The sequence below is a fragment of the Thiocystis violacea genome (assembly GCF_016583575.1).
GTDB lineage: Bacteria > Pseudomonadota > Gammaproteobacteria > Chromatiales > Chromatiaceae > Thiocystis > Thiocystis violacea.
In genome coordinates this window covers 60,039-74,476 of the sequence record NZ_NRRG01000005.1, presented here as the reverse complement: position 1 = coordinate 74,476, position 14,438 = coordinate 60,039, and the positions used below count along the sequence as shown (strand labels likewise).

Here is a 14,438-nt window from a genome sequence, read left to right as displayed (position 1 = left end):
TCCGACTATTCCAACTGGATTTGTCGACTATGATTAATTAAATTCATGCGGACATAGATCGATTTGGCGCCTCAACCACGCACAAGGAGCGATGGAGTCATGATTCAGTCCCACGGCCAACAGCCGACAACCGCCGCCAAGCGCCACCTTCCGCTCGATGAAGCCGGATTCCTGGTCGATCCCGAACTCTGGAACCGGGGCATGGCCCGCTTCATCGCCAAGATGGACGGCGTATGGCCATTGACGCCCGATCATTGGGCGGTCATCTACTACCTGCGCGAGCATCGCCTGACCTACGGCGCCCTGCCCCCGGTCTCGCAGATCTGCCGCACCCACGGCATGGAACGTGACGCGGTGCGGCGGATGTTCGGCTCCTGCCGCGAAGCCTGGCGCATCGCCGGACTTCCACATCCGGGCGAGGAAGCCCTCAGTTACATGATCTGAACGGACCCGGCGAGCCAGCGGACCGGCTGGCTCGCCCCTGGCTCAAAAGCCGGCGAACAGGCACGCGCCGCGACCGAGGCCCCGTCGAGTGGAGCAAATGGACCGGGGTCTATAGAATCCGGCCATGACAACGAATCCAACACCCTATTCCGACCTCGGCCCCGACCTGGTACTGGATGCCGTGGAGAGCACGGGCCTCCTGACCGATGGACGCCTGCTCGCGCTCAACAGCTACGAGAACCGGGTCTATCAGGTCGGCATCGAGGACGCCCAACCCGTCATCGTCAAGTTCTACCGTCCGGGACGCTGGAGCGACGCGGCCATCCTGGAGGAGCACGGCTTCACCCTGACGCTGGCCGAGCACGAGATCCCAGCCGTCCCGCCCGCCATCGTCGACGGCCGCACCCTGCACGAACATGGCGGTTATCGTTTTTCACTCTCGCCGCGCCGGGGCGGTCGCGCGCCCGAGCTGGACCACCCTGGCGTACTCGAATGGATCGGACGTTTCATCGGCCGTATCCATGCCATCGGCGCGGTGACGCCTTTCGCGCATCGACCAACCCTCGACATCGCCAGCTTCGGGACCGAACCGCGCGATGACCTGCTCGCCCACGACTGGATCCCGACCGATCTGCTGCCCGCCTACACTAGTGTCGTCGACCAGGCCCTGCAAGGCGTGCGGGACGCTTACGCCCGCGCCGGAACCATCGGCCTGATCCGACTGCATGGTGACTGTCACCTCGGCAACCTGCTCTGGACCGATGCCGGGCCGCACTTCGTCGATTTCGACGATGCCCGCATGGGCCCCGCCATCCAGGATCTCTGGCTGCTGCTTTCGGGCGAGCGCGACGAGATGAGCCGCCAGCTTGCCGACATCCTGGCCGGCTACGAGGATTTCCACGAGCTGGATCACCGCGAGTTGCACCTGATCGAGGCACTGCGCACCCTGCGCATCATCCATCACGCCGCCTGGCTGGCGCGCCGCTGGGAGGATCCGGCGTTTCCCGCCGCCTTCACCTGGTTCGGCACCCAGCACTACTGGCAGAACCACATCCTTCAGCTCCGCGAGCAGATCGCGGCCATGGAGGAAGGACCGCTCTGGTCCGCCTAACGCTCTGAATCATCCATGAATCCGGATTCACGCCGCGCGCCTAAACAGGGTAAAATGCGCGATTCTATCCGGCCCGGATCCTTTTGGGCGAAGCGAGGTAGCCATGAGAAACCGCGATGGACGCCGTCCGCCCGACGAGATCGGACTCGGCGGTTCGACACTGCTCGACAGGGCCAAGGATCTGCTTGATCAGGGCAATCTCCGCCGGCTCATCGTGCGTCGGCCGAGCGGCCGGGTTCTCGTCGACATCCCGCTGACCGCGGGTGTCGCCGTCGCCGCCGTGCTGACGCTGCTCACGCCGATGCTGGTGGCGATCGCCGCGATCGCCGCGCTCGTGACCCAATTCAGGATCGAGATCGAACGCGACCAGCCGCCGCGCGGCGGTCGGTTCGACGACGACTGACACCAAACCAACCACGAACCATTCATTCAACCGAACGCAACACACCCGAGAAATCCGATGCAGAAGCTCAAGAAAACCGCCGATTACACCCTGTACCAGAAGAATTCCGGCCACTATGCCGTCAAGGGCAAGAACAAGAAGTGGATCAACGGCGACGAAAAGCATGCGATCCTGGTCGAGGAGAAGCTGATCACCATGCCCACGCCGAAGGCCAAGCCCGTCGAGGCCGAAGCTGAAGCCGAGGGCGCGACCGAGGCCTAGGGCGACCGCCGGTCCCCTTCCCCGCACCCCGACCTGGCACGGGTGGGCCGTCTCGTCCACCCCGCCCCTCCAGTTCCTGCTCCAGCTTCCGCCAGTATCCCGAACCATCCGAGCATCCAGGACGGGCACGCCCGATCAGCCTCGGCCACTCGCCCGAGGCGATTTCCGGGAACCTCCGTACCCGACCGAAAGCTCCGGAATTGGATGACCGGACGGATCACGGGCACAAGGTTTCCCGGAAGGATCCAGCCAGCCGGTGCTTCCGGCTCAGGCTCCCTCGGCTCTCGCCACGCGCGACCCCGGCCGCCAATCCCTTAGCCGCTTGATCCAGGCGTTCTCGGGCAGCAGCACCAGTTGCACGAACGCCAGAATGGCGAATTGATACCAGAAACTGGTCAGCCAGGAGGGCGTTACCCCGGTCTCCAGCCAGCTTTCGGCGAGTCGCTGCAGGTTGAAAAAGCTGAAATAGGCCAGGAAAGCCAACAAGAGGCGCCCGGACGCCCGTTGGCGCGGCGATGGATCGACCAGCGGAATCGCCAGCAAGACCAGGGTGAAGATCGCTAGCGGGGCGGCGATGCGATGCTCCAGTTCGACCCGGTCGCCGAGCTCTGGCGAACGCAGCAGATCCGCCGTCGGGGTCGTGGCCCGCTTGGTGCTCGCCCGCTTGGCCGGACCCGCCCCAGGAATCCGGATCAGGTATTCCTCGAAATCACCGACGAGATAGGCCCCGGAGCCCGGCTGACCATCGAAGCGATGGCCGCGATTCAGGGCGACGAGATGGTCGCCCGTGACCTCCTCGATGCGGTGCGCCCCACGGTCGCTCACCACCAACCGGGTGGTTCCGCCGCGCCGGTCCAGGATGAAAACCTTCTCAAGCGATTTGCGCCGATCGATCTCCCCGATGTAGACCACTACCTCCCCCTGCTCCTCGACGTAGAAACGACCGGGCTGCAAGCCGGCGATCTGGGCCGCCTGTCCCTGCTGTTGCAGACGGATCTCCTGGATCCCGGCCGCCGCGCGCGGCTTGAGATCGAGGGCGAACCAGCCAGTGATCAGGGCGACGGGGATGGCCAGCAGGAGGAAGATGAGATAGAGACGCGGCGGCCCGACGCCACAGGCATTCATGGCGATCAGCTCGCTGTCGCGGGAGAGCCGGCTGAGCGTCACCAGCAGGGCCAGGAAAAAGGCGGGGGGCAGCAGACTAGAGGCGTCCCGCAGGAGTTGCAGGCGCAGATAAAGGAAGACCACATCCACCCCAAGCCCGCCGACATTCACCTCCTCCAGGGTGCGCAGGAACATCAGACTGGCGACGATCAGCACCAGCACCAGAATGATCGCCAGAAAGACCTTCGTCACTTCACGCAGGATATAACGATCGAGGATGCCCAGCATGTTCGCCTCGTTTGTCACGAACCCGCCATCGGACGCTCACATCAGCATCATCTCGCGGGAACATACTTAGGGTTCATACCTCGACTCAAGGTAGGAATCCGATGGAAAAATGCGCCGACGAACTCGACATGGCCCAGGCTCACATGGAGCGCGAGCTACAGATACGGATCGCCGCGATTCAAAGACGCGCGAATGACGGGCTTGGCCGTAGCTGCTGCGTCGATTGCGGAGAGCCGATCCCGGAGAACCGCCGTCGGCACGTCCCCAACGCGGTGCGCTGCTCCGTCTGTCAGCAAAAGTTGGAGCATCATCGAGACCCCGTTCGACGCTCGGCCGCCTAGCCCAGCCGCGACGCCGACAGAGTGTTGGTGTCAGACCTACTCCGCCTCCAGCGCCTTGGAAGCGACCTCGAAGACATCCGTCGACAACTCCGAGCTGTCCAGCACCCGCCTGATCTCGCCGCGCATCAGCGCCTGCCGCTCGGGGTCGAAGCGCCGCCAGCGGATCATCGCCTTCAACAGGCGCGCGGCGATCTGTGGATTGAGCGGATCCAACTCAAGCACGCGATCGGCCAGGAAGCGGTAGCCAGCCCCATCGGGTGCGTGAAAACGGACCTGATTGGCGTTGCAGAAGGCCCCGATCAGGCTGCGAACCCGGTTGGGATTGCGCGGCGAAAAATCCGGATGCCCCATGAGCGCAATCACCCGCTCCAGGGCGTCCTCGCGCGGACTGGTCGCCTGAACGGCGAACCACTTGTCCATCACCAGCGACTCGCTCGACCAGCGCCGGCGGAAATCCTCCAGGGCGCGCGGCCCCTGGTCGGGATCCAGGTCGACCAATAGCCGCAAGGCCGCCATGACGTCCGTCATGTTCCGGGCCGCGGCGAACTGGATCCGGCAGAGTTCGCGCCCCCCGGCGTCGCCGGCCTGCGTCAGATAGCCCAGGGCGAGGTTCTTGAGCGAGCGCCGGCCGACCGCCTCGGGGGTGAAGACATAGGGATCCGAATCATCGTTGGCGCAATAGACCGCCAGCAGCGGCTCGTTCAGTCGCTCGCCGATCGCTTGTCCCAGCGCCCTATGCGCGCGATGGATCCCATCCACGTCGACCACCTCCATCTGGTCGCCCAGATAGGACTCGGACGGCAGGCTCAAGACCTCGGCGAGCAGGGCCTTGTCGCCGCCGGGGTCGAGCAGGGCGCGGCCAAAGGCGTCGAAGAAGACATCCGGGATCCGGGCGGCGGGATCCGCCACCAGCGCCAGCAGCAGACGCTGCATCAGGGTCTGGGCGGCATCCCAGCGATTGAAGCCGTCGCTGTCGTGGGCCATGAGGAACAGCAGCTCCTCGTCGCCGTAATCGAAGCGGAGCTTGACCGGTGCCGGAAAACCGCGCAGCAGCGAGGGAACCGGCCGTGCCGCGAGTCCGATGAGTTCGAAACACTCCTCGACCGTCTTGAGTTCCAGCACGCGCGTTCCGGGAGCCGGAGGCCGAGGCTCGCCGGCCAGCCAGACAGGCAGATCCGCGCCATCCGATCCCAGTAGCCCAATGGCCAGGGGAATGTGGAAGGGCTCCTTGAGCGACTGCCCCGGAGTCGGCGGCGTGAGTTGGCGAATCCTCAGGGTATAGCGCCCCGCCGCCGGATCGAAGTCGGCCTGGACGCGCAGCTCCGGCGTGCCGGCCTGCCGGTACCAGCGCCGAAACTGTCCGAGATCGCGCCCACTGGCCTCCTCCATGCGGCGCACGAAGTCGTCGGTCGTGACCGCCTGCCCGTCGTGACGCTCGAAATACAGATCGGTCGCCTTGCGGAACAACTCCGGACCCAGCAGGTTGGCCTGCATCCGCACCACCTCGGCGCCCTTCTGATAGACGGTCGCGGTGTAGAAGTTGTTGATCTCGATATAGGAATCGGGACGTACCGGATGTGCCAGCGGACCCGCGTCCTCCGGGAACTGGTGCGCCCGCAGCAGCCGCGCGTCGCTGATACGCTTGACCCCGCGCGAGCCGACATCGGCCGAGAACTCCTGGTCGCGATAGACGGTGAAGCCTTCCTTCAGGCTCAACTGGAACCAGTCGCGGCAGGTGATGCGGTTGCCGGTCCAGTTGTGGAAATACTCGTGGGCGATGACGCTTTCGATGCCGTCGAAGTCGACATCGGTCGCGGTATCCGGACGCGCCAGCACGAACTTGTCGTTGAAGACGTTGAGTCCCTTGTTCTCCATCGCCCCCATGTTGAAATGGCTGACCGCGACGATCATGAAGACGTCCAGGTCATACTCGCGCCCGAAGCGCTCCTCGTCCCAGCGCATCGCCTTCTTGAGCGAACGCATGGCATGCTCGCATTTGTCCAGATTGTGCGGCTCGACGAAGATCCGCAGCGCGATCTCGCGACCCGAAGCCGTGGTGAAGCGGTCTTCCATGGCGCTCAGGTGGCCCGCGATCAGGGCGAAGAGATAGCTCGGCTTGGGGAAGGGGTCTTCCCATTTGACGAGATGTCGGCCGTCCGCGAGGTCCTCCCGCTCGACCTGGTTCCCGTTGGACAGGAGCACGGGGAAGCGCTTCTTGTCGGCGATCAGGGTGGTGCCGTAGCGCGCCATCACATCCGGGCGATCCAGGAAATAGGTGATGCGGCGAAAGCCTTCCGCCTCGCACTGGGTGCAGAGCATGTCGCCCGATTGATAGAGCCCCTCGAGCGCGGTGTTGAGATTCGGGTGGATGCGCACGCGGGTTTCGAGCGTGAAACGGTCCGGCACCCGATGCAGGGTCAGGGTCCGCGGATCCAGCCGATACTCGGACGCGCTCAGGACATGGCCATTGATGGCGACCTGTTCCAGGTCCAACTGTTCGCCATGCAGACACAGATCCCCATTGCCGCGGGTCGCGGCCGGATTGCGGCGCAGCGCGAGCCGCGACTCCACCCGGGTTCGCTCGGGATCGAGCTCGAAACGCAGATCCACCCGGTCGATCAGGAATTCAGGTGGCTGATAGTCCTTGAGATGAACGGGGTGCGGCGTGTCGCGATACATGAGAAACCCAGGGTCCAGGTCGTTGCGGAACAACCGCCCTCGGGAGGCGGCGAGAAAGACGGTGCGTTGGCTTGGTTTTTCGGCCGCGAGCGCGACATTTCAAGTGATACCTTGACGGGATCCGCCCTGACGGCGAAGCTCGAACGCCAGATTAACGGTTCAGGACAGAATGACAAGATGCCGCTGGTCACTATCTACACCACCAGAATCTGCCCCTACTGCTCGCGCGCGCGCAATCTGCTGAAACGCAAGGGCGTCGATTTCCAGGAGATCCCGGTGGATCACGACCCCGAGCAACGCGCGATCATGGTGCGACGCAGCCAGCGACACACGGTGCCACAGATCTTCATCGACGACTTCCACGTCGGCGGTTACGACGACATGGCCCGGCTGGACCGTTGCGGCGAGTTGGACGGACGGCTCGGACGATGAACGAACAAGCCCCCTTGCCGGAGATCCGGGTCGACAAATGGCTCTGGGCCGCGCGTTTCTTCAAGACCCGGCAACTGGCGATCGAGGCCATCAACGGCGGCAAGGTCCAGGTCGACGGCCAACGTGCCAAGCCGAGCCGATCGGTGCGTCCCGGCAGCCGCCTGGAGATCAACAAGGGCGGACTGACCTGGGAGATCCAGGTACTGGCCATCGACAAACAGCGCCGCCCCGCCAGCGAGGCCGCCCGGCTCTACGAGGAAGCGGAGGCCAGCCGCCTGCGACGCCAGGAGCGGCTGCGCGAGATCCGCGAGATGGGCACCGCGCCGGGAGCCGACGGCCGTCCCACCAAACGCGACCGCCGCCAGATCCAGCGCTTCACCGGTCGCGGCGATTCCGACGCCTGAGAGGTCAGCTTGGACAATGATGCCTTCCGCGAGACCTACCGCGCCGTCAACGAGCTGTTCTGCCCCTATGAGAAGAGCCTCCTGACCAACAATGCTGGCTGCTCGCTGGCGCGCAAATTCTGCATCGCGGAGCGCGAGGGCGTGCAGTGCGGCTCGGCCGCCGCCCAGTCGACCTGCCTCGAACTGCTGGATCTCTTGCGACGACAGGCCCGCTTCGCGCTCAAGTCGACCGACGCCAGCGCCGCCCTGCCCCACGCCAAGGCGATGCGGATCCAGGTCGGCGGACTGCGCGGCATCCAGGCGAGCCTGACACCGGACGAGCCCGTACCCGGCTTCATCGAGGACATCAACGCCACGGTCTCGGAGGCCGTCTCACGCTTCGGCGCGCTGGAGGATCTGCCCTTCGCGGCGATCCTGCGCGAAATCGCGACCTTCCGGGGACGCCGACGAACCGATCGGCGTCAATAAGACCTAAAAGGCTCTGTCAGCTGTCAGCCGCCAGCTATTGGGAATCAGCCACTTGGCTATTGACCGAGACCGGCCGAGGCTCCCCATTGGGCGAAGCCCGCAAGCAGCGAAAACCTCAGTCATACCACGGCTGGAGGCGGATCGCTGGCGGCTGACGGCTCTTTCTAGGATGAGAAGGTTTTCCGGACCTCACCTGACCCAAGGCGAATCATGAAACCCGAGGAGTCGCGGACGATGGCGCATTCAACAGACAAGACAGCGCTGGTCACGGGCGCCAACTCCGGCCTGGGCCTGGCCATCGCCCAAGCGCTCGCCGCCGGGGGAATGCGGGTCGGACTGGTCGCGCGCGACCGCGCGCGCGGCGAGGCGGCGCTCGCCGACATCCGTCGGGCCACGGGTAATCCGAACCTGCATCTCTTCATCGCCGACCTGGCCGATCAATCCGCGATCCGCGCGCTGGCGCGCGACGTGCTGGCGCACTTCGACGCCCTGCATCTGCTGATCAATAACGCGGGAACCGCCTTTGCCGAGCGGCGAGAAAGCCCTCAAGGGATCGAGCGCGCCCTGGCGATCAACCATCTCGCGCCCTTTCTACTCACGCATCTGCTCCTCGACCGACTCAGGGAGAGCGCCCCCGCGCGTATCCTCAACGTCGGAACCCGCATGGACACCGCCATGGATTTCGCCGACCTGAACTGGGAGCGACGGCCTTACCGCATGATGGCGGCCTATGGTCAGTCCAAGCTCGGCAACCTCCATTTCACCTTCGAGCTGGCGCGCCGGCTCGCGGACGAGGATGTCAGCGTCAATTGCGTCTTCCCCGGTGTCTTCAGATCCAATCTCGGCGGAACGGACGGCGCCCAGGGGCTGTTCTGGAAGCTCGTCGCCCGTCTGCTCGGCTGGGCGATCCCGGCACCCGAGAAGGCCGCCCAACGGGTTCTCCATGCGGCCCTGGCAGAGGACATGGCCGCTGTCAGCGGACAATATCTCGGGGATCGAAAGACCATCCGCGCACCGGCCCAGGCGCGGGATCCGCGCGCCAATCGGCGGCTCTGGGACATTAGCGAAGAATTGACGGGCCTCGGGGGCTGAACCGCTTCACGGGCCGAAGAAACTTGCCAATCAGGCCGACCTTGCCCTGCGGGGAGTCACTCCGCGGTCAACTCGGGTCGAACGGCGTTAGCCGCCAACCCTCCGAGCCTCGATCCAGCCCGGGATCCGACTGAGTAACTGTGCCGTGCTTGGCAGAAAGCCGCCGCTTGAACAGCTAATCTGCGATCACCCAAATCAGCACGATGGGGATTTTTCACTTCAACACGCCAACTTGCGCCCTCCGCAGGCGAGTAAATTCATCACTTTGATTCCTGTATTTTCAGGCCGAAAACTTAAATGGCACCCCATATGAAAAACAACGACTCTAGAAAATCCATTGGCGCCATTCATGGTTTCGAAATAACCCGGCGGAATTTCTTAATACATTCGGCATGGACAGCACTCGCGACCGTCACCTTTCCTTCGCTGGTCTTCAGTGCCGAGAATCAGCCGGCCCTTGTACCAACTTACCCGATTAATCCCGTTGTCCAAACGACGCGCCAGAGGATGCTGTCGTTTTCCATGAACATAGATATCCTTACCGAAGAAGACCTGCCCAAGGTTTCTGAATATTATAATCATGGGTATGGACTCTGGACATACGGGGCGGGGTTGCCAATGCAACAAAGGCTGGACCTCATGCCCGGCTATTATCGAAAAGCGTCCGAGCACAGCCGGCAACTCCTGCGCTTCTTCGCCATTACGGATATTCACATTACCGACAAGGAATCGCCAAATCAATTAATCTATTTCCAGCAGGAAAATCCAACATACGCCGGGAACAATACATCGATCTATTCGCCTGTCATGCTGTATACCACGCATGTACTCGATGCCGCCGTTCAGACGGTCAATGCCCTGCACAATCAAGCCGACCAAACCGGGCAAACTAATCCCTTTGATTTTGGAATCTCGCTGGGGGATGCCTGCAACAGCACACAGTACAACGAGTTACGTTGGTATATCGACGTCATCGAAGGCAAGGAAATTCACCCAAGCTCCAGCGGCTTGGGCGTGGATAGCATTGACTATCAAAAACCTTACCAGGCCGCCGGGCTCAATACGAATATTCCGCTCTATCAAACCCTAGGCAATCACGATCATTTTTTCATCGGTTCATTTCCGGTTAACACCGAGATCAATGATAAGGGCGACACCATTCGCGATGCCTATATTCAGCCGACGGTCTGGTCTGTTGGCGATGTGTTGACCCCAGACCCGATCGACATGTCAAACTTCCCGGTATTAATCAACTCCGACAACCTCAAACCCAACGACAACAACCCTTCGTATTACACGGGGACAATAGACGGCACCAGTCAGTATGGTGAGATTGTTGGCGCGGGCGTAGGCGCGGACATGAACGATGCGCCTGCCATTATTGCAAACGCCGATCGTCGCTCGCTATCTCGGGTTGAGTGGATGGATGAGTTCATCAAATCGGAAGCGAGTCCGGATGGATACGGTTTCAAGCTGATCGACCCAAGCTATGCCGCCCGAGACCCTGGCTTCGCCTGTTATAGCTTCATGCCAAAAGACGATGTGCCACTCAAGGTGATTGTGCTTGACGACACCCAGTCAGAAGAAGACGGCTCCAAGGATATCCATGGGCATGGTTATCTTGATGCGCTTCGATGGGAATGGCTTCAAGCCGAGCTTCAGGCGGGACAGGACAATAATCAGTTAATGATCATCGCCGCCCATGTCCCCATCGGGGTATCGGCCATCGGTTCGGAGACGGAGTGGTGGGATGAGAAAGTGGATGGTTATGACGCCTGGGAGAACGCCGTGGACATCGCCACTTTGATCAAGACACTTCAAAACACACCGAATCTGCTGATGTGGATGGCGGGACATCGGCATATGAATACCGTCAAGGCCTTTGTCTCTCCCGATCCGAAAAATGCGCCATGGAAAGGCTTCTGGCAGGTTGAAACATCATCATTAAGAGACTGGCCTCAACAATTTCGCACGTTCGAGATTTATCTCAACAGAGACTATAGCATCTCCATTGTGACAACCAACGTCGACCCAGCGGTTCAAATCGGCACGCCCGCCGCGACATCGCGCGAGTATGCGATCGCGGTGCAGCAGATCACCAAGAACGATATTACGGTAAATAATCCCAATTACCGTTCCATGCGCCTTGCCGAAGGCGCACCTCCCATATCGGTTGTCAGCATGGATCCATCCAGAGAGCAGAACAACAAACCCGATCCAAGCATTAAATTCCCGGATCTGAGTTCAAAAGGCGTTCCGTGCAATGCCTCATACAATGCGGAGTTGGTGAAGCTTTTAAGTCCAAGAATGGCCAACGAACTGAAACGGCTCTTTAGGCATTCCTGACAGCTCCCGAGAGAGCCGAAGCTGTGAGCCGTTGAGACCACCGGATTGCGACTGGCGCGGGCATAAAGCCTGGCCCTTTTGGCGTGGCCAGCCAGGCGGATTCAGACCGGGTTCGGATCGCCATCCAGGTAGCACCAGCGCCCAGCGTCACGCACGAAACGGCTACGCTCGTGGAGGCGATGGGCGCGGCCCTGAATCTTGTATCGGGCGATGAACTCGACGCGCCCCTCGCTATCCCCCGGACCTCCGGCATCCGTCGCCAGGATCTTGAGCCCGATCCACTTGGTCGAGGCGTCCGGGGCAAAATCCGTCGGGCGGGTACCGGGATGCCAGGTCGCCCGGAGATAGTCGATGTCATTCATGGCGAAGGCCGTGTAGCGCGAGCGCATCAGGGACAGGGCGGTCTCGGGCCGGACGGTCCCGGCGATGGAGGGACCGCAGCAATCCGCATAGGAACGGCCGGAGCCGCAGGGACAGTCTGTACTGGACATGGCGTTTTGTCTCTTGAGCCTCGGAGCGTACAGGATGGGCATCGCTCTCGCTCTGCCCATCCTACGGGCGATGGCCGGTACGCCTCATCACCAGCAGTCGAAACCCATTGTTTTTCATGCTTTAAATCCTGACTCACCCTGATGATCCTGTCCAGTCTCAGGCGCTCACCGAGAGCGACTCGCCCGTGTCGCTGGTTTGATAGGGCGAGTCGTAGGCGTCCATCAATTGCATGATGCGGCGCATCACCAGGAGATCGGCGGTCGCTCGATCCGCGTTGGCGCCTTGGGAACCGGCGGTGCTCGTGGTCGTCCCATCCGCCTCGCCCTCCTCGTTCGACCCTGGGTCCGCGTCTCCGAGGGTTTGGGCGAACGACATGGCCTCCACGCCACTGATCCGCCCGTCACCATCCGCGTCCGCCGTGTCGAACTGGGCGAGGATATTGGCCAGCAGATCGCTGCCATAGGCATCGGTTTCGCTCGCCTCGTCGGATTCGGTCAGGGCGGCCAGTTGGCTGGTCAATTCCTCCTCGGTGAATCCGGCCTGCTCACCTGGCGGCGGCGGAGGTGGCGGAGGCATCGCGCCCATGGCCTCGAGACCTTCCGTCCCCAGTCGGCCTTGCAGGAAACCGACACTGTCGGTGATCGCCCGCAAGCCCTGGGACAGATCCTCGGTGGTGACCTTGCCGTCGCCATCCTGATCGAGCGCGGAAATGACCCTGTCGGCATCGACAAGCGTCAAGTTTTCGTCGGAGGTACCCGTGTCGCCGACGCCGAGCTTCTCGAACGCCGTCTCGAAATCGGCCGCTTCGAGATAACCCTTGCCCTCGGTATCGAGATTGGAGAAGACCCGCGCGATGGTTTCGGTTGGATCCTGGCGTTGCCTGGCGCCAGTCCCGGTCAATCCGCTCACCATCGAGGCCGCATTGGTAACGCTGTTCAGCAGACTGCTCATGGCCAGTTCCTCGCGACTATCCGGTTCGTGATCCTTCGACTCCGAAGCCTCGGCCGGCCGAGTCGAACATCGGTCATTCTGGAGTGAATGGAGTTTTCGAGGAGACTAAATGCAATCCGTGAGCCAGGGTCGACTCAGCCCGAGGATTTCAGGCACGGCGTAACTGGTCGAGACGTTCCTGGATCGGATCGATGATGGGCGAGAGCTTGCGACGCATGAGACTCCCCTGCGTGGTGGGGTCGCGCAGCAGGGGACGGATCAGCCCGTAGCCGAGTCCCGAGAGGAACCGCATGGCGGCGATATCCGGGATCTGGCTCGGGGATCTCCGCGCCAGCTCGATCAGCCCTGGATCGCGGCCGGCCGGTGACACGAAGGTCTCGGCGTCGGCGATCAGGGCTTCAAGCGTCAGATCCGGATCACCCTCCGGGCGCAGGACAGCGAAATAATCCCGCAGACAATCGAGCATGGCGATGACGACATCCTGACTGGGCGGCTTGGCCAGAACCGTCGCGGCGGTCTTGAGGAACGCCTGCCCGGTTCCACGATGGACACGTTCAAGCAAGGCGGCGTAGGGATGGCCGACCCGCGCCAGGTCGCGAACCGACGTATCCAGTTCGCGGGGCTGGGCCGGCTCGGGCAGATCGTCCGGAAGGGCGCGCAGGAAGCCGACCAGGTAGGTCGGCTTGCGAGCGGATTTGCGCCACAGATCGAGCCGGCGTCGCGCGTCCAGCAGACCCGGTCGCAGGACCAGCCGAACCGTGTCCATCACCGCCTCGTGCTCGGTCTCGAACGGCAGATACTCGACCAGGTAGTCGGCCAGGATCGGCCCCATGCGGCCCTGCTGGATCGCTGGATGGCCCAGCATGCGACGGGCATTGCCGGCCTCCTCCATGGCCCACCAGGCGCGTCGCGCCAGTTCGTCCGTGAGGCCGGGCGAACCGACGGCGGCGACCACCGCCTCGGGCTCGCCGAGCAACAGCAATTGCGCCAGACTTTCGTCACGCATCTGGCCCATGCGGGTCCAGCGTTTCAGATAGACCGGATAGCCTCCGGGTGATCCCAGGACATGCCCGGAGATGAGTTCACGCACCCGGCGCAGGTAGGGTTCCGGGCGGGCGCCGGGATTGAGTCGGACGGTCGATTCGCCCTGGGTCGTCAAGCCCTGGACGAGCAAGCGGCTCTCGTCGATGCGGATCGCCAGCGGCTTGTTGGCGAGCAGGACGTTGAGCCGAAGACTGTCCTCGTGACTGAGGTCCATGGGAGCGCGCGGATCTCGGGATGCGCCTTGGGGCCGGGATCAACCCTCGATCGGCGGCGCGTAGGTCGGATCCCGCGGATTCAGGAAGATGAAATGAAATTGGCCAGGCTCGAGTTCCACGTAATCCATGGTCGCCTGATTGAGGAGCGGAACCTGTTCCGGCGCCATGATCACATCGACACCTTCGCAGTTCATCCGGATATCGTCCTCGGTCAGCTCATCGAACCCCATGCGGTAATCGATGCTTCCGTCCGGGTTCTGGGCGGCGGCCAGTCGCAGGGATAACCCCTCGGTGCCGCCCTGCCTGGCCGCCTTGAGAACCTGTTCCGCGGCTGCTGCTGTCAGTTTGAACATCTCGGACCTT

At 62.6% G+C, this 14,438-nt stretch carries 16 protein-coding genes; 10 read left to right on the top strand and 6 right to left on the bottom strand.

Translation table 11 applies throughout. The features are described from left to right. Nucleotides 1-99: 99 nt before the first annotated feature. The 4 genes from CKO27_RS04345 (at nucleotide 100) to CKO27_RS04330 (ending at nucleotide 2,219) form a co-directional block, all read left to right on the top strand. Nucleotides 100-444 carry a TusE/DsrC/DsvC family sulfur relay protein gene (locus tag CKO27_RS04345; RefSeq protein ID WP_200373656.1) on the top strand — a complete coding sequence of 115 codons (345 nt, stop codon included), beginning with the start codon at nucleotides 100-102 and terminating at the stop codon, nucleotides 442-444. A 124-nt stretch (nucleotides 445-568) separates the two neighbouring features. Continuing rightward, a complete protein-coding gene (locus CKO27_RS04340; protein ID WP_200373655.1) occupies nucleotides 569-1,555 on the top strand; it encodes a serine/threonine protein kinase in 987 nt (328 codons plus the stop codon). Nucleotides 1,556-1,658: 103 nt separating this feature from the next. Next, nucleotides 1,659-1,958 (top strand): DUF4342 domain-containing protein, encoded by a 300-nt coding sequence (locus CKO27_RS04335; protein WP_200373654.1) that lies wholly within the window; start codon nucleotides 1,659-1,661, stop codon nucleotides 1,956-1,958. 57 nt (nucleotides 1,959-2,015) lie between these two features. Beyond that, on the top strand, nucleotides 2,016-2,219 hold the full coding sequence (locus tag CKO27_RS04330) for a hypothetical protein (RefSeq protein ID WP_200373653.1): 204 nt from the start codon (nucleotides 2,016-2,018) through the stop codon (nucleotides 2,217-2,219). A 267-nt stretch (nucleotides 2,220-2,486) separates the two neighbouring features. Here CKO27_RS04330 and lptF read toward each other — a convergent pair whose 3' ends face one another. Next, complete coding sequence (lptF, locus tag CKO27_RS04325) at nucleotides 2,487-3,611, bottom strand: LPS export ABC transporter permease LptF (protein WP_200373652.1); 1,125 nt, start codon at nucleotides 3,609-3,611, stop codon at nucleotides 2,487-2,489. 101 nt (nucleotides 3,612-3,712) lie between these two features. Here lptF and CKO27_RS04320 point away from each other — a divergent pair, with 101 nt between their 5' ends. After that, entirely contained in the window at nucleotides 3,713-3,952 is a 240-nt protein-coding gene (locus tag CKO27_RS04320) for a TraR/DksA C4-type zinc finger protein (RefSeq protein WP_200373651.1), read from the top strand. A gap of 36 nt (nucleotides 3,953-3,988) precedes the next feature. Here the strand turns inward: CKO27_RS04320 and pepN are convergent, their stop codons facing one another. Continuing rightward, nucleotides 3,989-6,631, bottom strand: coding sequence for an aminopeptidase N (gene pepN / locus CKO27_RS04315; RefSeq protein WP_200373717.1), 2,643 nt, complete (start codon nucleotides 6,629-6,631; stop codon nucleotides 3,989-3,991). A gap of 177 nt (nucleotides 6,632-6,808) precedes the next feature. Here pepN and grxC point away from each other — a divergent pair, with 177 nt between their 5' ends. The 5 genes from grxC to CKO27_RS04290 all read left to right on the top strand — a co-directional run bounded on the left by grxC (nucleotide 6,809) and on the right by CKO27_RS04290 (nucleotide 11,373). Then, on the top strand, nucleotides 6,809-7,063 hold the full coding sequence (gene grxC, locus CKO27_RS04310) for a glutaredoxin 3 (RefSeq protein WP_200373650.1): 255 nt from the start codon (nucleotides 6,809-6,811) through the stop codon (nucleotides 7,061-7,063). Beyond that, a complete protein-coding gene (locus CKO27_RS04305; protein WP_200373649.1) occupies nucleotides 7,060-7,467 on the top strand; it encodes an RNA-binding S4 domain-containing protein in 408 nt (135 codons plus the stop codon). The genes grxC and CKO27_RS04305 overlap by 4 nt, the downstream gene beginning before the upstream one ends. Before the next feature lie 9 nt (nucleotides 7,468-7,476). Next, on the top strand, nucleotides 7,477-7,935 hold the full coding sequence (locus CKO27_RS04300; protein ID WP_200373648.1) for a hypothetical protein: 459 nt from the start codon (nucleotides 7,477-7,479) through the stop codon (nucleotides 7,933-7,935). A gap of 234 nt (nucleotides 7,936-8,169) precedes the next feature. Next, complete coding sequence (locus tag CKO27_RS04295; RefSeq protein WP_200373647.1) at nucleotides 8,170-9,027, top strand: SDR family NAD(P)-dependent oxidoreductase; 858 nt, start codon at nucleotides 8,170-8,172, stop codon at nucleotides 9,025-9,027. A gap of 309 nt (nucleotides 9,028-9,336) precedes the next feature. Further along, a complete protein-coding gene (locus CKO27_RS04290; RefSeq protein WP_200373646.1) occupies nucleotides 9,337-11,373 on the top strand; it encodes a TIGR03768 family metallophosphoesterase in 2,037 nt (678 codons plus the stop codon). A 101-nt stretch (nucleotides 11,374-11,474) separates the two neighbouring features. Here CKO27_RS04290 and CKO27_RS04285 read toward each other — a convergent pair whose 3' ends face one another. The 4 genes from CKO27_RS04285 to CKO27_RS04270 form a co-directional block, all read right to left on the bottom strand. After that, nucleotides 11,475-11,864: a YchJ family protein gene (locus CKO27_RS04285; RefSeq protein ID WP_200373645.1), complete on the bottom strand. Its 390-nt coding sequence runs from the start codon at nucleotides 11,862-11,864 to the stop codon at nucleotides 11,475-11,477. A 157-nt stretch (nucleotides 11,865-12,021) separates the two neighbouring features. Next, nucleotides 12,022-12,816 (bottom strand): EF-hand domain-containing protein, encoded by a 795-nt coding sequence (locus tag CKO27_RS04280; RefSeq protein WP_200373644.1) that lies wholly within the window; start codon nucleotides 12,814-12,816, stop codon nucleotides 12,022-12,024. 148 nt (nucleotides 12,817-12,964) lie between these two features. After that, a complete protein-coding gene (locus CKO27_RS04275) occupies nucleotides 12,965-14,074 on the bottom strand; it encodes a sulfur reduction protein DsrS (RefSeq protein WP_200373643.1) in 1,110 nt (369 codons plus the stop codon). 39 nt (nucleotides 14,075-14,113) lie between these two features. Then, entirely contained in the window at nucleotides 14,114-14,428 is a 315-nt protein-coding gene (locus CKO27_RS04270) for a HesB/IscA family protein (protein WP_200373642.1), read from the bottom strand. Between the last annotated feature and the right edge of the window lie 10 nt (nucleotides 14,429-14,438).